Origin of the sequence: Serratia nevei (assembly GCF_037948395.1) — a bacterium.
GTDB lineage: Bacteria > Pseudomonadota > Gammaproteobacteria > Enterobacterales > Enterobacteriaceae > Serratia > Serratia nevei.
In genome coordinates, this window is sequence record NZ_CP149940.1 from 4,507,866 (window position 1) to 4,527,417 (window position 19,552).

General features: G+C 59.7%; 13 protein-coding genes. All 13 read right to left on the minus strand.

All coding sequences use genetic code 11. The features are described from left to right. Window positions 1-15: 15 nt before the first annotated feature. Complete coding sequence (gene tssM / locus V8N38_RS21605; RefSeq protein WP_233091139.1) at window positions 16-3,495, minus strand: type VI secretion system membrane subunit TssM; 3,480 nt, start codon at window positions 3,493-3,495, stop codon at window positions 16-18. Between the two features lie 35 nt (window positions 3,496-3,530). Next, window positions 3,531-5,039 (minus strand): type IVB secretion system protein IcmH/DotU, encoded by a 1,509-nt coding sequence (gene icmH / locus V8N38_RS21610; protein ID WP_339102203.1) that lies wholly within the window; start codon window positions 5,037-5,039, stop codon window positions 3,531-3,533. Beyond that, entirely contained in the window at window positions 5,036-6,394 is a 1,359-nt protein-coding gene (tssK, locus tag V8N38_RS21615) for a type VI secretion system baseplate subunit TssK (RefSeq protein ID WP_147840478.1), read from the minus strand. The genes icmH and tssK overlap by 4 nt, the downstream gene beginning before the upstream one ends. A 1-nt stretch (window position 6,395) precedes the next feature. Then, window positions 6,396-6,902: a type VI secretion lipoprotein TssJ gene (locus tag V8N38_RS21620; protein WP_147840477.1), complete on the minus strand. Its 507-nt coding sequence runs from the start codon at window positions 6,900-6,902 to the stop codon at window positions 6,396-6,398. 9 nt (window positions 6,903-6,911) lie between these two features. After that, window positions 6,912-7,277, minus strand: coding sequence for a PAAR-like domain-containing protein (locus tag V8N38_RS21625; protein ID WP_147840476.1), 366 nt, complete (start codon window positions 7,275-7,277; stop codon window positions 6,912-6,914). Between the two features lie 6 nt (window positions 7,278-7,283). Further along, window positions 7,284-7,898: a DUF3540 domain-containing protein gene (locus V8N38_RS21630; protein WP_147840475.1), complete on the minus strand. Its 615-nt coding sequence runs from the start codon at window positions 7,896-7,898 to the stop codon at window positions 7,284-7,286. Further along, the gene (locus V8N38_RS21635; protein ID WP_233091156.1) at window positions 7,891-9,045 is read right to left on the minus strand and encodes a pentapeptide repeat-containing protein; all 1,155 of its coding nucleotides are present in this window, start codon (window positions 9,043-9,045) and stop codon (window positions 7,891-7,893) included. Before V8N38_RS21635 ends, V8N38_RS21630 begins: the two co-directional genes overlap by 8 nt. Continuing rightward, window positions 9,035-11,260 carry a DUF2169 domain-containing protein gene (locus tag V8N38_RS21640; RefSeq protein ID WP_187181579.1) on the minus strand — a complete coding sequence of 742 codons (2,226 nt, stop codon included), beginning with the start codon at window positions 11,258-11,260 and terminating at the stop codon, window positions 9,035-9,037. Before V8N38_RS21640 ends, V8N38_RS21635 begins: the two co-directional genes overlap by 11 nt. Before the next feature lie 12 nt (window positions 11,261-11,272). After that, on the minus strand, window positions 11,273-13,513 hold the full coding sequence (gene vgrG, locus V8N38_RS21645) for a type VI secretion system tip protein VgrG (RefSeq protein WP_198811791.1): 2,241 nt from the start codon (window positions 13,511-13,513) through the stop codon (window positions 11,273-11,275). 64 nt (window positions 13,514-13,577) lie between these two features. Continuing rightward, window positions 13,578-16,163, minus strand: a complete 2,586-nt coding sequence (tssH, locus tag V8N38_RS21650) for a type VI secretion system ATPase TssH (protein ID WP_102984436.1) — start codon at window positions 16,161-16,163, stop codon at window positions 13,578-13,580. Between the two features lie 16 nt (window positions 16,164-16,179). Continuing rightward, on the minus strand, window positions 16,180-17,208 hold the full coding sequence (gene tssG / locus V8N38_RS21655; protein ID WP_339102204.1) for a type VI secretion system baseplate subunit TssG: 1,029 nt from the start codon (window positions 17,206-17,208) through the stop codon (window positions 16,180-16,182). Then, window positions 17,201-19,042, minus strand: coding sequence for a type VI secretion system baseplate subunit TssF (gene tssF, locus V8N38_RS21660; RefSeq protein WP_147840402.1), 1,842 nt, complete (start codon window positions 19,040-19,042; stop codon window positions 17,201-17,203). Before tssF ends, tssG begins: the two co-directional genes overlap by 8 nt. A gap of 11 nt (window positions 19,043-19,053) precedes the next feature. Beyond that, window positions 19,054-19,500 carry a type VI secretion system baseplate subunit TssE gene (locus V8N38_RS21665; protein WP_038872306.1) on the minus strand — a complete coding sequence of 149 codons (447 nt, stop codon included), beginning with the start codon at window positions 19,498-19,500 and terminating at the stop codon, window positions 19,054-19,056. Window positions 19,501-19,552: the final 52 nt, after the last annotated feature.

Below are 19,552 nucleotides of genomic sequence, written 5' to 3' on the forward strand. Positions count from 1 at the left end.
TCTTTACGGTTGTGTTTACATCGCTTTCGGGCACGAGAATCCGCGCAACGCCCGTGACCAAAGTGGGAAATCTTTCATCGTCGAGCGCAACTCCAGTTTGAGCACGCCAACCACCGACGACATCGACATCGTCAGCTCTCGCCTGTCGCTGGCGAGCGGCACCGGATTGCTGGCGTCGAACATCCGGAATAAGGCCCAGGGCCCGTCGAAACTGGCGACCTGGATCTGGCCGGTGCCGGTGCGGAAGGTCAGTCGAACATAGCTGCCGCCTTTCGGGCCCGGCCAATCGATGCGGGTAGGCTGGCTATAACCATGGCTGTAGTTAATCACCTGCCCATCGATGTCCAGGGTCGCTTCGGTGATGGTCGGGGTCAGAGACAGCGGTCTGATGAACATGGAGAATGAAAGTTTGTCGCCGGCGCTGAAGAAGGTATCGCGAATCAAGCGGGCATTTTCAAACGCGCCCAGCGTGCTCGCATTGACGATCCCCTCAGACCCCGGTTTGGCATTCCATTTCTGCGCGTTGACATCCACGTAAGCGGCCAGGTTTTCATCGAAGAACTGCTGCATGGCGCCGTTCTGCCCAAACATGCGCGAGAAGTCCTCGATGCCGACCTCCGCTCTGGCGTTGCGCGAGAACGGATAGCGCCCGCTGATGCTGCCCTTGCACAGCCCGGAAGCCAGCGATGAAGCGCCTTTGCTCAGGTTCTTCTGGCTCTGCTGGATCGTTTGGCTGTCGCCGACCTGCAACAGATCCATCATGACGCTGCGCACCGGTTCCGGCTGACGCGCCGCATCCAGCTGCAGCCGCTTCAGCGTGCCGCCGGCGGGCACCACCTGGCCACCGCGCAATGAGGTGGAGAGCGTGGTCAGCTGGCTGTACAGCGCTTCGAAACTGCGGCTCAGCGGATCGTTGCTGGCGTTGGTGGTCTGCAACAGCTGATACCCCAGGCGGCGAAGCAGCTCAAAACGGTCTTCCACCGCGCGTTCCGGCGTGAGACGAAAACGCGCGCGCTCGCCGGAAATCTCGCCGAGGATGTCACGCCGCTGCTGTTCAATACGATTGCGCTGGCGATCGAACCAGCTCGCCGCATCGCCCTGGTTGGTGCCGGTCATGCTGGTTTCACGCGCGGCGAAACGCACCAGGTTGGCCAGCGGGGATGAAGGATCGGACAGCTGGCGCGCCAATATCGCCGCATCCTCCAGCCCGTTGACCGGCCGGGCGCGCACGTCGCGCATGAAAGCATCCCATTTGTCCGCATACTCGATGAGGTAAAGCTTCCTCGCCTCGTCGGCCAGCTTCTGCGCCGAGGCCAGCGAGTTCACCGCGTTTTTCCCTTCCGCGCTGTCGCGCAGCACCCAGGACTCTTCTTCGATCATGTCTTTGGCGGCGTCATCGAGCTGTGCCAGGAAGACATCGCGGTAGCTGGCGCGGGTATAGAACCCCGGCACGGCGGTATCGGTGACCGTCGCCTGGCTCTTGCGGCGCAGCATCAATGACACGTTCGGCCCCGCGGCGTCGGCCAATGAAATGTCGTTGATCGCCGCCGGTAGCGGTTTCTCTTCGATGCGGCGCACCACCCTGACCTGCATCGGAATATTCATCGCTTTCACCCGCGCCAGGCGCAGCAGGTCACCGTTCATTTTCATGACCGGCGCATTCGGCAGAGAGAACATTTCCCGCAGGTGGTAAGCGAAAATGCCTTTGTTCATGTCGGTGTAGCCCTGCGGCATAAAGCTATCCCAGCGCGTCATGAACCAGTCGACCAGCGCCTCGGCAGAACGGTGCGAGGGTTCGCCCATCATCAGATACACTTTCAGCGTGCCGTAGACGTCCTTGTTGGACGCCGAAACGTCATTCTTGAGTTCGTCCGCGATATAGTTTTCCACCGCCGGCCAGAAGATCTGCAGCAAATGGCGTTGATAGGTCTTTTGCGCCGCGCTGTTGATCAGCTTGTGCTCGAAATAGGGATTCGGCACCGGCGAAACCTCACCGCCCAGCTGCGCGTTCATGTATCCCAACTGCTCATAGGCGGAGATGACATCGTCGCTGACGCGGTTCGTGACCGGTATTTCGCGCACGATGCGCTTCGTTTCGTCAAAGCGCGCCGCAATGTAAGAGATGTAATCGCTCTCCCACAGGTAACGCATCGCCAGCAGGTTAAAAGAGACCGCCAGCAGCACCAGCACCAGCACATAGCGGCCCAGGGAACTCATGCGGCTGCCGAGCGGCCTGGCGTGAGAAGACTGCTGCAGCACCCCGCGCTCCTGCCTGGCGTAATTCAGCTCTGGGTGGTAAATGCGCCCGGTGGGACGGGCTTCATAGATATCCGCCGCTTCCGCGTTATAAATCGCGCCCTGCGGCGGCAAGGCGATGGTGCTGCCCAGCCATACCTGTTGCAAATGGCAGGCGTAGCCCACCGGCGTTTGCGGGAAAATCTGCTCCAGCAGCGAATACAGCGGGTTGCCCAGCGATCCCAACGACTCGGTGAAGAACAGCAGCTGTTGGCGGTTCTGGCCGTCCGGCGCATCGTGCAGCAGTTCGAGCACGTGATGGCTGACGCGCGCCACCATCTCCCGGTAGAGATCTTCATACTGCTCGAACGGGGTTTCGCCCTGTTCGGCCCGGTTCAGGCTGAACCCCATCCCTTTTTGCAACAGGTCGTCGCCCAGCATCGACAGGAAGGTCTCGCCGCCGACCAGTTGATCGAGGTGGCTGATGGTAAGATAGACCGGCAGCTCGCAGCGGAACCATGAGGCCATTTCCAGCAGGCGCACGCGCAGCGCATCGGCGACGGATTTTCTTTCCGTCAGCGAGGCATGCAGCAGCCAGCGTGCATCCAGGCACAGCATGATGCCGTCGATGCCCGGATGGCGGCGGTGGCGCCGGATCAGTTTGAACAGGGTATCGCGCGCCCTGGCGCCGTCTTCGCCAAGGCCGTTCAGCTGCAGCCATTCACCGGAGGTGTCCACATACACCGAGTTCTCCGCCAGCCACCAGTTGCAATCCTGGGTCGGCCCGACGTCCACGGTCTGCTGCAGGCCATAGTGTTCAGCCAGCAAGAAACGTTCGCCGCTTTCGCCGATCAGCGAGGTTTTGCCGCTGCCCGGCGGCCCAATGACGAGGAACCAGGGCTTTTCACTGATATAACGGCGCGCCAGGCGGTATTTGAAACGCTGCCAGGGGGTGCGCTGCTTCGACGTGCCGACGTATTGCAAGGTGCGCAAGGCGTCGTAAAAACGCGAGGTCACGCGATCTCGCTGCGCGGTTTTTCTTTTAGCCGGGGCCGGCGCCCGCGCGTGGCGGAACACCCAGGATAAAAACGTCGCCACGAACGGCCACAGCGCCCAGCACAGGATCAGGGCGATGATGATGCCTCTGACCCAGACCGACAGCAGCGGCCGGTAGGTGCCGATGGCGATCAGCGGCCCAATCCACCACACCACCGCACACAGCAGCAAGGCAATCACCAATATGAATGATCTACGTATCATATAATTTCCTTATTATCTCTACGCCGACGGATGTCTTAGTTATCCTCGGGGACCTCGGCGGCTACCCCTGCCTGATTCAACGTGGCAGACGGTGAAGCCATCTCCCTCTCGCCGATTTTCCAAAGGATGTCCACCCGGCGGTTGCGGCGGCGCCCTTCTTCCGTCGCGTTGTCGTCCAGCGGCTCCTGATCGCCCTTGCCGACCGACGTCACGGTGCGGTTGTATTTACTGTTGGCCAATGATTCCCGCAGCTTGTCGGCCACCGTCTGCGCGCGGGCTTCCGACAGTTTCAGGTTGGAGTTGTTGGAGGTGTTGCGATACGGTTTGTTGTCGGTATGCCCGATCACCTCCAGATCGCCTGGCCACGGCGCCAGCGCTTCCCCCAGACGCTCAATGTTGCGTTTCTTTTTAAACTCTTCCGACAGCTTCGACTGCCCGGTGGCGAAAGCGCCGTCGGAGGTGAAGATCAACAGCCAGCCGCGCGGATCGGCGCGCACCTCCAGCCACCCTTCGCTGAGGATTTGCGGCAGCGGCTGCGGCAGCGTCTCCATGATGTTGATTTTGCGCGGCTGCGGTGGCGTCCAGGCCAGAATGGCGTTGCGCAGCGCGCGCGACTGATCGTGCAGATACCAGGCGGCCGAGGCGTACGCCAGCAGCGCTATCGCCAGGCCGTAGCACAGCAGCTTGAGCGGCGTGATGCGGGTGGCCTTGCGCACCACGCTGCTCGGTTCGGCATCGGCCAGCGTCTGCGTCGGGTTCTGGCTGTACAGATAACCGTCAAGGCGATTGCGCACGTCGGCCAGCAGCACCGCGCCGCGCTCCATCACGTGGTATTGCCCTTCGAAGCCCAGCGACAGGATCAGATCGTAGAACGCCAGGATCTCCTTATTGCGCGGCGAGGTGGTCAGATACTCTTGCAGGTGCTCGAAGCACTTTTCCCCGCCCCAGGCGTCGCGATAAAACTCCACCAGCAGGCTGAGATTCAGTTCGCCCGACTCCAGCGTGCCCATGCAGCACTCATCCACGTAGGAGCACAGCAGATAGGCCAGCTTGTCGACATCGCTCGGCGCGACGTGATCCGCCAACAGCGTCTGCTGGAACTGTTGGATCTCCCGCACGATTTGCGCACGCACCGCCGCCGGGTTCAGCTGTTTCTGATCGCGTACCCGTTCCACCTGCAGCAAGACCGGAATGGCGGCGGCGATCAGTGGGTTATCCCAGTGGCCCATCATCACCCCGGGCTTGCTCAATGCAGTACGACTGACCACTTTTTTTTCTTTGATTTGTTGTGACTCATCTGCATATTCGTCAGATCTTCCGCCTATATTTTCGGTTGCTTCAACTTCATGGAGTTTCGACTTAGTAGGCTGGGCCAAATCACTCTCTCCCTGCCGCAGCTTGGCGGCCAGCGCCCGCGCGCCGAAGGACAGCGCGGCAATCTCCGCCGTCGTTTTACCCACCGCACCGGACGCGGGAAGACGCGGGTTCGCGTTGTTGCGCGTTACCGCCATCGCCTCGCGTATTTTCCTCTCGAATTCGTTCATCCCAACCTTCCCTGCCTTAATCCCCAGACATCAAAACGCAGGTCGGGGAAATCCCCCACGATGCTGAGCGCCATCGCCGAGCCGCCCATCATTTCCTTGTAAATCGGGTCGGCATGATCAACCTCGAAATAGATGCTGTTCGGGTAATACGGTATGTGCCGCGGCGGCGAGGCCATAGGCAGCAAGCGAGCGCCCGGTAATTGAAGATCGATCAGCTGAATGATTTTCTCGACCGGCCCCAGTTTGACCTGCGCGGGGAAATACGAGCGCAGGTGCTCGATGGACAACCCGCAGCTGACGGCAAACACCAGTTTTTCCAGCCGCAGCTGCGAGTCGTTCGGGCACAGATAAATGCTGTCGCCGCGATCGATAAACGGCAGCGCCACCGCCGGCGCTTCGATCACCAGTGACAGCGCGCGACGGATCGAGGCGAACAGCTGGAAATAGCAGTTGTGCGGCTCATCGTGCAGATACACCAAATCGGCCCGATCCCAGAGCCGCTCGCCGCCGGGAATAATGCTGAGCCGCCCCAACAGGCTCAACAACGTGTCGAACAGGGTTTCTGGATGCACCTGCGGGCTGGCCAACAGTTGGCTGATGCGCAAATTGAATTCGCTCAAGGTTTGCAGCAGCAGCAATTCCAACAGCTCGGACAGCCCGCCGATCGTCATATGCACATCCGGACGGAACACCGACTCCAGACGCTGGCTGATCAGCCCAAGCAATTCGGTGGTGAACGCGGGCAGCCAGCCGATGGCGCGGAAGTCCAACATCGGCGGCAGGGCGCGCTCATCCAGCAGCACCCGACGATCGCTGGTCAGCTCGCGCACGAAACCGACCGGCAGCACGCTTTCCGCGCTGCTGACCGCATCTTCCAGGCTTAGCCGCGTCACCAGGCTCCCCAGCTGCATCGTGCACACGCGCGGTGTTCCCTCCAGGCTGACGCCGTGGTTGCGATCCGGCACCTCGGCGTCCATGGTGCGAAAACGGCTGCTTTTCCGCTCATCCTGGATAAGATCGATCTGGGCATTGCCGGCAATGTCCATCAGCACGGACAGGCACACCACTTTCCCCTGGCAGCCCTCTCCCAGCACCAGCGGCGGCGGCAGCGGAATATCCTCAGGCATACTGAACGCCGTGCCGTCGGGGAAAACGCCCTTGGCTTTCTTCAGCGCAAACTTGCCATGCTCCAATAGCCCGTTGTCGATTTCCAGCGTCAGGAACCCCCAGGTAAAGGTTTCGACGCTGCGCAAGCGCGCTTCAATCAAGTGCTCGAAAAAACGTTCCTGCTGCTGGAAATGCTGCGGTTCCATCAACATGCCTTCTACCCAGGCGACGCGTTGTTTAGGTAACATGTCATTCATCCATTTTGTCGTTAGTCACTATGCTGAGTGACGTCATCCCCACCATCACCTTCATTTGCGAATCAGCCTGCGCGGGCGATTTTTGCTCGGCGAGCGGCAATACCCCGCTGATTTGCTGAAATTCCGCCCCGACGACGACCCATCGCTCTTGCCCTGCCGGCACCTCGAAGCGATAACGCAGCGTTTCCCTCGGTTGCAAAATGCTCTGGTGCCGGCTCAGCGCCCCTTCCGACGGCGCCGTCTCGCGGCAAGGGGCGCCATCGCCAATCCCGTCGGGCATCCACCCCGAGCGATTGGTTTCTATGACGCACACCTTGACCGGCTGCGCCTCCCCGGCCGCATTCGGGTTCACGTTGTCGTTGGCGGTCACTTCGACGTCGATAAACCGCAATCGACGCCCCGCATCGGCTGCCTCGTCGTGAGAAAACCAGCTGCATCCGCTCAGCATCCCCACCGCCAACAGCCCCCCTGCCGCGATCCCCCGGAGCGCTTTCACCATGCTGACCTCCTATGCATTGATAAAATATTTTGTCTGGCTCGGCGCGATCTGAGTGGCGACCATGTTGTTGTTGTTCGTCATGCAGGAATCCCCCAGCCGCGTAGCTGGCATTCCCTGAATGAAATACTTCCCCGACCCCTGCACCGGCTGCATCTGCGCCGAATGCGTGCCCGACGCGGCGCCAATTACAACCCCAGAATCGATTGTCGATACGCGAATGGTGCCCAGGTTTTGTTCATTGCCGCCGCAAATGAAATAGTTAGGCACGTTCGGTATGCCGGTGTTGTTGGGCGCGGTATTCGGGCCCGGCGCCGGTATCATCGGGTCACAGCCGGCAAAGCTGATCCCGCCCGCGTTGGTATTGGCTGCAGTCATGGTGGTTTACCCCATATGTATCTGGCCGCCGTCGATCTTCAGCACCGCCGAAGACTTCAGGGAACCAATTTCACTGTTGATGACCAGGGATTGTCGCGCATCCTGAATGATGTGTTTCGCCAATACCTCGTCGGTTTCCTCCACCCGCCGGCTTGCGTGCTTGCTGCGCACAAACAGGCGTTGAGAGATTTGGTGCAGCGTTTCGGCGACCCAGCGGCTGCTGCGCGTCAGCAGCGTGAAGTGCGGGCTGCGCAACGTTAGCCGCTTGCCGCCCTGCAGTTCGATCTCCGGCGCCACGATGCGCAAGTTGGCGCTGCGGCTGTCCAGCGTCATGACGGCGTGCGCCTGTTGCCGCGACAGGATCTCGGTAATGACCAATTTGTCGCCGTCGACGATGACGCAAACGCGATCGCCCGCCAGCGGCTGAACCAGGCAGCTGGTGGCGACCGTCAGGCAGTGGGCGCGCATGCCGTCGACATACAGACCGCCATTGGCGTCCGCCGCCAGCGTCACCACCTTGCGCCCCCCTTGTTCGGCAAGCGGAGCGCTGCGCACCAACTGCAAAGGCGTCACCCTGGCGTTGGCATAGACCTTCTGATGCTCTCTTCTGGACTTATACATATCTGCTTACTCCTGTTGGCCGTTGATACGACGGTTGCCGCGGTCCCGGTTGTTGATGCGCATACCAGGCGTCGATCGCACTCAAGAACGGATCGGCGGTAAGCGGCACATTTTCGGCGCGATGACGCTGCGCGCCATGCAGACGAGCGCTCTGTTGCTGGGCGGCGGTCAACGGCTGTTCGATCAGATTCGCTTCCCGCAGCTCGGCCTGCTCCAGATTGGCCAGCGCCAGATCGCACGCCCTGAATTCCGCTTGCATCAGCATGGCGCGCCCCCAGTTGGCGCCGCCCATCGCGCACTCGCTGAACCGGGCTTTTTGCCCCTGCGCCAGGGTCAGCGTCGCGCGCTCGAAATCGCAGCGCAGCGCCTGCGCTTCGGCGAAGATCACCGAGGTCAGATCGCTGTCGGCGAACGAGCACCCTTCCAGCTCGCTGCGGTGAAAGCTGGCGCCCTGCAGTTGCAGCTGCGCCAAATTGCAGCCCGACAGGCGGCAGGTGAACCAAATGCGCGCCTGTCCGGCGATCGTTTGCCAGCTGCACTTCTCCAACTGACAGCCCCCCATGATGTGGCGCTCGAGGGTCGACGCCTGCCACAGGCACTGTGTGAGTTGGCAGGCATACCAGTTGGCGTCCTGTATCACGTCCTGGTGAAACATCAGGTTGGTCAGGGTGCTGGTCTGCACGGCCAGATGCCCCAGGCTGCTGCGTTCAACTTCCGCCCCGTTGACCTCGCACCGGATCAAACTGCAGTCGTCCAGCAGACAATCGCCGACGTAGCACCCCTGCAGCGTGGTGTCGTTGCACGCCACATTGCACAGCAGCCCCTGCTGCAACGTCAGGTTGTCAAACCGGCATTCGTTGAACGCCAGGCGCATCAAGCTGCCGCCGACCACGTTGACCTGGTTCAGGGTGCAGCCCTCAAAGCGCACTGCTCGCAAATCGCATCCTTCAAACGTGACGCGTTCGAAATGGCAGTCGATGAAAAAACAGTCGCTCAGCGTCAACCCTTTCAGCTCACGATCGTGGAAACGTCGCTTTTTGAAGGTGCGCGGCATGGACGGCGTCTGCGCCACCGCCTGAGCGACCTCCAGCTCAATCACCTCGGTGTCAGGCAGGGCCTGTTGGATGACGCGGCTCTCAGTTTTCATGCGCATAGTCCCCCTGAATAATTCTGCGCGGCACCCAGCACGCCCGTTCAAGCAAACACCCGCTGAAACGGGTACCGGCGTCCTGCCAGCTCATCGCCAGATTCGCCGCCGCCAGGTTGCACTGGTCAAATCCCGCATCGCGCAAGTCGGCGTTGTAAAACAGTCCTTGCTGGGCGCTGCTGTTTTGCCAACGTGAGTGCGTCAACAGGCTGTCTTTAAACCGCACGCCGGCCATGTCGCAGCCGGCGATGGTGCTAGCCGTCAAATTGGCCTCGTCGAAATTGCATTCGGTGAAAACGCTGTACAGCAGCTGGCACTGATCCAGGCGCGCCGCTTTCAGCCCCACTTTGGTGAAACAGCAATCGCTGAACACGCCGTGGGAAAAATTCACCTGCATGCCCGCCGTCAAGCTCTCGACGCCGCAGCGTTCAAAGCGCACGCCGCGCCAATTGCCGCCGAGGAACGAGTTTTTGGTTAACGTCATATCCAGCGCCACCGCACCTTCGGCCAGGCAGCGGTTGAACACGCAGGCATCCAGTTCCCCTTGCAGAAATTGCGTGCGGATCAGCGTCGAGCCGTTGAACATGCCGTTGCCAATCGCCCCGCGCTCAAAGCGCATCGCCGTGAAATCCCCCCGCTCGAAGACGCAGTAATCCAGCTTCACCCCCTCGGCCCGCATGCCTTGCCCCTGCGGTGCCTCCAGCGTTACCCGTTCGAGGACCGCCTCCTGCCACGCGCTTTCCGCCATCGACGGCTTTTGCAAGGTGCACGACACCATGCGGATCCGACGCAGCGTCGCCTGCGTCAGGTCGACCACATCAAAAACACAGTTTTCGAAGGTGCAGTTCTCCAGGATCGCCTGGGAAAAATCGCAGCGCTCAAAGCGGCATTGCAGAAAATGTTTGTCTGACAGCGCATGGCTGCGCAATCCGCTGAAAGTCTTCCCTTCCACGGTTGCGCTAGCGGGAAAAAACGCATCATTGCCGTCTTCGGCGGGCAGATCCGGCAAATCGGGCAGCGTCACGGAAGCGGGATCCGCCGTCGTCTGTTGCTGGTGCAAGGCAATCGCCTCGCGGATGCGTTGATAGAAAACGGCGGAGTCGCCCAACGAGGTGGGCGACGGGTCATAACGCAAATCGCTGGGGTGATCCGACACCGCCTGGATGACGTTCAGGCCCATCTCCGCCGGCATCAGATCCGGGTCGAACAGAAACTCAAAGGGGGAAGCGTCGTCGTCGCTGCGTTTGTGGTGCACCTGGCGGAAATAATCGAACGAGCGCGGCGCATCGCAGCAATCCAACGCCAGCATCAGGGACTCAATGGACTCGTCCAGCAGATGCGTCAACGGCGCGTTGCCGGTGAAAATAATCAGCGCCATGTCGCTGTCGGGCAGGAACCACAGCGTTTTGCGCAGCAGTTCAATTTCCTCGAGGCTCTCGTTATCGTGGCGGCGTATGAACGCCCGCCCACGCACCGCCGGCAGCTCGCCGCGTATCGCCTGGCTTTGTGCGCCGACGCCCTGCAGTTCAAAGGGCACCCTATCCGGCCACGCCGCTTCCGGCAGCCACTGCGCCGGCGGCGCCATCTGGTAGTAACGCCGATCGATATCGGCCGGCAATCCGGGGAAAGCCGTTTCCAGATACGCTTTGCTGGCGATCTGGCCCGCCACCTTGTCGATGTGCGCCTTACGCAGCAAAAACTCGTGCGGCACCGGCGCCGGCGCCGCCAGCGGGGAGCGTTCCTGTGCGGAGCCCTCGGCGGACAAGGTCATCAGCAGCGGCCGCAGTCCATCATTGCCGCCGCGCCCCAACGGATTCTCCTTGTTGTCTTTCCCGCCCCAGGCCGAGGTGTGATCCAGCGGCACGCTGAGGAAAGGTTCCACCCCCATCGCGCCGCGTCGTCCCTCGCCTTCGACCCGCCAACGGCGTTTAAGCCCGCCGATGTCGGCGCTGACGTCCAGCGTTTTTACCGGCTGACCGATGCCGGCATGGCCGGCGATCAGGTATTCGGCGAACGGCTTCGGCTCGGCCACATCCAGCACCGGCTGGCTGAGCGGCGCGCGTTTCCACGCCTCCCAGATTTCGGCTTCGTTCACGAAGTGTTCCGGTCGGGACAGGTAGCATCCGGCCACGACGCTGATGCCGAGCCGGCTGTCTGCGCCGATCTGGTAACCCCCTTTAATCACTACCAATTGCTGTGGCCGTATGATTCTCATTGCCGCACCTCGTTAGTTTTTGCTTTGCATCCCCACACTTTTTAAATCGACCCCGTTTTGTGACAATGAGGCTCCCGTATAACTAATAGAGATACCAGTACTATCAATGCTACTACCGGTGGTGCCGATTCTACTGCCGGTGGCGCTGGTCGAAAAACCAGTGGTACTGGTCGAGGTACCCGTGGTACTGGTCGAGGTCCCCGTAGTACTGGTCGAGGTACCCGTAGTACTGGTCGAAGTGCCAGTGGTGCTGGTCGAAGTACCAGTGGTACTAGTAGAGGTCCCAGTAGTACTGACACTGATACCGGTAAAGCTGGTGCTGCTACCGGTCTGACTGGTGCTGACTCCGGTGAAGCTATTGCTAATCCCAGTCATGCTATTGCTGTTACTCGTAAATGAATTACTTAACCCAGTCATTGAATTAGAAACACCAACACAACTCGAACTCATCCCCGTAAATGAGTTACTCAATCCTGTAAATGAAGAGCTAATCCCTGTAAAAGATGAAGACAAACCAGTAAACGAAGTGCTAATGCCAGTACAAGAGGTACTCGTACCAGTTGAACTAATACTTATCCCGGTCTGAGAAGAACTTATTCCAGTAACTGAAGCTGAAAAACCTGTGATGCTAAAATTAAAATCCTTATAGGAGACATGATTGCTAAACCAATCTGTTGCTGTGTTATCAACCACATCAAACTTATCTCCTCCTACCTTTGATGCCTTATTACGCTCCACCGTGGTTTGCAGATCGCGCTCGGCGTGCAGCATGACGCGTTCGTTGTTGCGGTTGTCATCGAAGGTCAACTGGCTGGCATGCTGCGGCTTACCTGAGCGCAACGAACGCGACACCATCCCCGAGTAGTTGATGTATTCAGGCAATTGATAAGGCGGCGGGTTATCGCCGTTATAAACGATACCTGTCACCATCGGGCGATCGAGATCGCCGTCGACATAGGTCACCAACACTTCCTGGCCGACGCGCGGCATGGCGATCACGCCCCAGCCTTTCCCCGCCCAGGCCTGCACCACGCGGATCCAGCAAGAGCTGTCCTCTTCGGTGTTTTTGTAGCGATCCCAGTGGAAGTGCACGCGAATGCGCGCAAACTTGTCGGTATGTACTTCGGAATTGGGCGCGCCGACCACGGTGGCGCTCTGGATGCCCGGCATCTGCGGCTTGGGCGTTTCGCGCAGCGGGCGGAACGCCACATCGTCGTTGAGCGCATTGAAACGGCAGGTCACGTTGCGACCGTCGCTGCTGCTGTCGGGACCGTCTTGCACGAACACATAGTCGCAACGGGTCAGCTTAAAGCGGCGGTTGCGGTTGGCGTCCGGGTGCAAAATCAAGGAGAAGTCCTTACCGGCCATCAGCCCGACGGCGTTGCTCTCGCCAAACAGCAGATGACCATCGCTTTGCATTTCTTCCAGGCGCAACCGCGCCAGGTTCTCACCACGCTCGGTATCTATATAACCCGCCGCGTAGTCGTACCATTCCAGCGGCGTGTTCTGCAGGCCGAGGCGGCTCTCTTCCACCTTGGTTTGCAGGTTCTTGCGCGGGTTCTGGAAGTCGAAGTCACGCAGCACGATTTCATTCGGACGCACTTTGCGGGAACGCTGGATGCGCTGGATCCCTTCGCGGATAGCGCGGTTTTCTTCGCTGTCCGGCATGAACGGCAACACGGCGTAACCGAAATCCAGATCGTCGAAATCCTGCCGGTCGGTGATCACCAGCGTGTGCTTATCCTCGGCGTGATCGAAGTAATACCAGATGCCTTCGTCTTCCAGCAGGCGGCTAATAAACGCGAAATCCGTTTCGGAAAATTGCACGCAATACTCACGCGTCGGATAGGTGCCTTGAATATCCAGACGGTAGTCGGCAAAGCCATAGCGAGAGAAGATTTGCTCGATGATGTCGAGCACGTTCAGATCCTGGAAAATACGGCTGTTGCGGTTCTGCATCAAAAACCACAGCCAGGTGCTCAGCTCCAGTTTGTACACGAACTTATCCTGATGCTGCCCCGCATCGGACGCGCCGATCACGTAAGCATAGAAAGGCCGCGAGCCGAAATCCGGCCTTTCTATCTGGATGCGGATCCCTTCACCCAGCAAGGATTCATAATCCACGTCCGCCTGTTCGCATTCGAATTCGAGCGAATATTGCGAGTTGCTCGACAACCCTTCTTGGGTGGTGAAGCTGAGTGGAAACGCATTTAATTCGGCTAACACCGGGTTATCAATTTCGATTAAAGGCATAACAACCTCTCTGATCCGATATCGAACCCCGCCCCGCGTTTGCGGGCCGGCGGTAAATTAAAAATCAGTCGAAATAAACACTTAAGCTATCGTTCTCGACCATGAGTTGGATATTCTGCAGTTCCTGTCCCGTCCGTTTGCGCTGCAGCACTTCATTGCTGATCGGCGGCAAGATCGCCTGCTGCAGCAGCGACTCGACCGCTCTTCCGCGCGATGGATGGGCGCTGATGCGTTTGGCGATCCAGCCTGGGATGTCGCCCTCCAGCACCAGCGACACGCCCACTTCTTTGTGCAAACGCTGCTGTAAACGTGAAATCTGTTTGGTGGCGATATGGGTTATCGCTTCGGTGGAAAGCGGCACGTAAGGAATGACGTTCATGCGCGCCAACAGCGCCGCCGGGAAAAAGCGCGCCAGGACGTCGTGCAGCATCGGGCGCAACGCCTCGGTTTTCAGCTCCGGCGTTTCCGCCAGCGTCGCTTCTATTTCGCCGGCGCCGATGTTGCTGGTCATCAAAATAAAGCACTGGCGGAAGCTGATCATGCGGCCCTCGCCGTCCTCCATCACGCCCTTGTCGAAGACTTGATAGAACGCTTCATGGATATCGGGATGCGCCTTGTCGAATTCGTCGAGCAGCACGATGGAATAGGGTTTGCGCCGCACCGCCTCCGTCAATTTGCCGCCCTTGCCATAGCCGACATAGCCCGGCGGCGCCCCCTTCAGCGTGGAGACGGTGTGCGACTCTTGAAACTCGCTCATATTGAAGACGATCAGGTTATGCGCGCCGCCGTACATCGCCTCCGCCAGGGCGAACGCGGTCTCCGTTTTGCCGACGCCGCTCGGGCCGGACAGCATGAAAACGCCCAACGGCCGATCGTGCGCCTGGATGCCGGCGCGGGAGATCCTCACCGCCTGCGCGATTTCGTCGATCGCCGTCTGCTGGCCGAAAATCTGGCGACTCAGCAGTTGGTTGAGGTTGAGCGCATTGTCCAGATCGCTTTGCAGCATGCGGCCGGTGGGGATGCCGGTCCAATCCGACAACACCTCCGCCACGACGCGATCGTCCACCCACGGATACACCAGCGGCAGACCGCCGTCCTGCAGCTCGCCCAACTCGGTGGCCAGCTGCGGCAAACGATCCGGCGACTGCTGCTCTGCATCGAGCAAGGTGGTGACCGCCTGCTGCTCCTGCGCCTGCCGCTGACGCAGCGCATCCAGCTCTCCTTCCATCTCGCTGAGCGTCTGCTGCAATTCGCTGATGCGGGTGAGCGCCAGATCGTCGAATTTGCTTTCTTCCTGCAGGCCGTGCATTTCGGTACGCTTCACCGCCAGCCCGGCCTCGAGCGACTCGATTTTTTCAGGCTGCGCATGCTGGCTCAGCGCCACCCGCGCGCAGGCGGTGTCCAGCAGGCTGATGGCCTTGTCCGGCAGCTGCCGCGACGGCAGATGGCGCAGCGATAAATGCACCGCCGCCTGCAGCGCCGACTCGCGGATCTTGACGCTGTGGTGCTGCGCAAAATGCGGGGCGATGGCGCGCATCATGTTCACCGCATTCTCTTCGTCCGGCTCTGAAACCAGCACGTACTGGAAACGGCGCGTCAGCGCGGCATCCGGCTCGATGAACTGTTTGTATTCCGACCAGGTGGTCGCCGCCACCATGCGCAGCGCGCCCCTGGCCAGCATCGGTTTCAACAGGTTGACGGCGTCGCCGGTGCCGGCCTGCCCGCCGGCGCCCACCAGCGTATGCGCCTCGTCGCAGAACAAAATCACCGGCACGGCCGAATGCGCGATGGCGTCGATCAGCGCTTTCAGGCGCGATTCGAATTCGCCCCGCATGCTCGCCCCGGCCTGCATGCGCCCCAGATCCAAAGACAGCAGCCGGGCGCCCTGCAGCAGCGGCGGCACCTGCCCTTGGGCTATCTTGCAGGCCAGCGCTTCCGCCACGGCCGTTTTGCCGACCCCGGCTTCGCCCACCAAAATCGGGTTGTTCTGCCGACGGCGCAGCAAAATGTCGATCACCTGGCGCAGCTCCGCTTCGCGGCCAATCACCGGGTCGATTTCACCGTCGCGCGCCTGACGAGTCAGGTCCGCACACCATTTATCGAGTATCTCGACCGTCTCGGGCGCATCCGGCGCCTCGCCGAGCGCGCCGTAGCTTTCTTCTTCTTCCTCCTCGTGTTCGACAGACTCCGCCAGAATCGCCGGGTAGTCGTCGAACAGCTGCGGGATCGGCAGTTTTTTAAACTCTTCGCTCAGCCGGTACAGGCTGCGCTGCAGCGTGGGATCCTGCAGAATGCCGACCAGGATATGGATGGTGCGCACGCCGCCGGACGGCGTTTCGGCGAGCTGGCTCATCAGCAGGCCTCTTTCCACCACCGTTTCCAGTTGCGTCGACAGATCCACCACCGCATTCGTCCGGTTTGGCAAGGTATGGAGAATGCGATCCAACGCATCGCTTACGCGCTGAATATTGATCGCGTAGTGCGCCAGGATCAGCGGCAAGTCGCCGCGTTCTTTGTCCACCAGGACTTTCAGCCAGTGTTCAAGCTCCACGTATTCGTGCCTGAAGGTCCGGCACAGCTTGGTGGCTTCAACGAAGGACTGATAAGCAAAGTGGCCCAATCGCGAAAAAAGACGTTCTCGTTGATACACCTTAAATTTCCTTATATTAAGTTGTTGATTGATAAACCAGCTGCCTAAACGTCCCTGTCTTAGGTTTCAGCCAGCTGTCTTTACTCAGCGACTTGCCGCCCAGCTGCGCCGCCATGCCCGGCTCCGTGGCGATCAGCAGGCTGACGTCCAACATCAGCTGATGGCTCGTGAAGTCATGGCAGATGCTCACCAGCGCCTGCAACCGCCGGCTGCCGCGCTGATACTGCTGATAATGCGGGGCCCCCAGCGGCCCGATTTGAATATGCGCGCCGTACTGGGCATCGAAAAAGCGGCTACCGATGCGCGTGCTCCCCAGCTTGCCCAGCTTTTGGCTGCCGTTTTTTTTGCCGTCGTCGATCCATTTGGCGTAGCGCGGCGTAATTTCGATGGGAACGGCGAAGTAGGCCGCCAGCATCTTGTTAAGCTGGCGCAGCGAGCGGCGGCCCGGCAGATAAATGCCGGGGTAGGCTTCGCGCAGGCGCTGGATATGCGGGTTCACGGCCAACGTCGTGTCGACGCCCACCGTCTGCCGCAGATGATGCAAGAACGGGTTTTTGTCTTCGTCATGGTCATGCCCGATCATCGCCTTCAGCTGCGCCCAGGCCCGGTAATGCAGTACGGCGAAGCGCTGGCTGACGATGCCGACGAACTGCTGGAACGCCTGATTACGCCTGGCGATGACTTCGGTGCGCGCATGCTCGGTCACATGGATCGGCAGCGGGCCGTAAGGGGCGAACATGCCGAAATGCCGCGCCTGAATCAGCACCTGCGTAGGGCGTTGTACGATGGAGGCGATTTCACGCGAGGCAAAGCCCATATCCGCCGGCTGAGTGATGCAGAGCCTTTCGCGGCTGCGATCGTTGGAGACGCCGAGCCGCGGCGCATCCGGCTGCGCACGCTCGATGCGCCGCAACAGCTCGAAGAAATCCTGCCGATTGGACAGCCCGCGGATTTCGGCCTGGTTCACGCTTTCGCCTTGGGCTCCCGGCGTCGGCGCCGGTTCCAACGACAGCGCCGTTTCGCGCATCAGCGACATATCAGCCATAGTAGAGTGCCCCCCAGTCGGCGTGGGTTTCCCCATCCAGCAACAGCTTCATGCTCAACGTTTGGTTCAAATCGCCGTATTGGCTGAGCGCGTGGTGCAATATTTTGCCGAACAGATAGGCGCCATGGTCGGCATGATGGTTGGCGCTCAAGTTGACGGCGATCTCGGCCCCGCGGATCCAGGCCAGCGGCCCCGGCCCCTGATTGCGTTCGAAGTGGTGCTCCACCCAGGCATTTTTGATGCTGGCGATGCGTTTGCGCTGGCTTGAGTCATCCTGATGGCAGAACAACGACAGCCAATCGCGCAACAGCGCCGAACAATCCTGAACGTCCGGGCGCGCATGGCGCAAAGGATTGGAGGCCAGCATCTGAATCGCTTGCCACGCCTGGCTGATGTTGGGCACCGCGACAGGGTTGCTCGGGTAGCGGACGATCTCCACCTGGTGGATCGGCATCGCCGTTTCCAGTTGGAAATGCGGTTGCTGAAGGTGCGCAGGCACCAGATGCCGTTCGCAGACCAGCGCCTCGACGCTGAGCGACGTGATGTCGTCGATGTCGATACCGCTTTTGCCCGGCGAAATGGCGATGAAAGTATCTTCGTTGGGCAGATGCGGGTTGTTGTATTTGGATGGCGACGGCTCGCGACGACGCTGCAGCGTATAACCCGCCGGCTCCCGTTCACAGTCGTAATGCACATCGGCCTGCAGCGAAGAGAAAATCACCGGGTTGCCGTCCGGCAACATGCCTTTCACCTGTTTAACGCTATGTATCTCATACAGCGAGGTGTTCAAACGGTCGACCACCAGCTGGTGCTCGGTGCGCTCACCCGTCAACAGCACCGGCGAGCAATGGCGGCGATACAGGTTGATGACCGGGGTCGCGAAAAGATGAAAATCCCTGGCGTTGACGCGACCGATCAGAGTCAGTGGGCGTTGCTCAAGAGCAAACAAGATCTCGAACTCATGGACACGTTCGCATTGGCGCAGAAAATCCTGTACGCCATGCAGCTCGAGGCTGAAGAAGCGGCTCGGTGCCGCAAAGTATTCGCGCATCAGCCGGTTGCCGGGCAATTCCCCTACCGCGGTGGGCAACAATGCCTCTTCGTCGCCGACGCCGCCCAGGCGCAGGCTTTCCGGTTGCAAGACTTTGACGACTGGCCGGTCATCGTTTTTCGCCCATAGCACGATGCGCAAGGTGCGATTAAGCAGCGCGGCCATCAGCTGGTTGGCCCGCACCGTATCTTCCGCCAACGTCAGGTGCAAGGGTTCGAGGTCCAGTTCCGAGACGGGCAACACGCCGTGCGTGGTCAGGCCGATTCTGACGTAGGCCGAACAGTCTTGCATATGCCTGGCGGCGCCGTCAGGCAGATGATGAGGCGGCAAAATTTCACATTCCGCCAATGAAATCTCAACGGGCTGCACTTTAATATGCCGCGCCGTGGTGAAGGTGGCGGGTTTGTTGTTCAGCGAGATATCGTTGAGGGTCATTCGGCTTCCCCGCGGCAGATCGACCTGGCTGTGCCACTGGGGGAAAGAGAGATCGGGCTTAATCGCGACGGTGGCGATCGCGGGAACCGGCGTGTACCACAAGGGCGCCAGGCGCGAAAGCATTTGCAAGGCGAATTCTGGCTGCTCGTTGTTCAGTTTTTCCTGGATGCGGGTGCAAAGAAAAGCGGAGCCCTCCAACAGACGCTCGACGAAAGGATCCAGCACGCCGTCGATATGCATGCCCAAATGCTGAGCGACCTGAGGATGAGAAGAGGCAAATTGACGACCGGCCTCGCGAAAATAACGCAGCTCATCATTATATAATTGGAGAAAGCGCTCACTGAACATAGTCACCTCTATTAATCAAATACGTGTACGGCGCCACAGGAATAATCAAGAGCTATGCGCAAATTAACCAGCATTTCGTCACCCGGTAATGAGCAAGTGCCATAGATATCAAATAATATTGCCAATACATACGATTGACGTTCATTCACGACCGGCACCACGCGAATCGTTTTCGGATCCAATCTCGGCTCAAAAGAAGTAATAATTCTTTGTATATGTCTCGCCAACGTTAGCGGATCGGTATTAATGGGTATTCGTTGGCTCAGCGACGGCAGACCATAATTCAATACCGAGCTTTCGCTATGCGCATAATCGTGAAGTTTTAAATCTGCGCTGCGCGATGCGTCATTCAATAAGAATTCGATATCGCGCACCAGGACGCGCCGCCAATTATCGGCGCTGCCGCTTTGACTTCTCACGCTGAGCTTATCGAATAGCATGGGTAATGACGCTTTCATTTAACACCTCGCGGTAATGAGTGTGTCTGCCCGCAAGATCTGCGGGCAGACG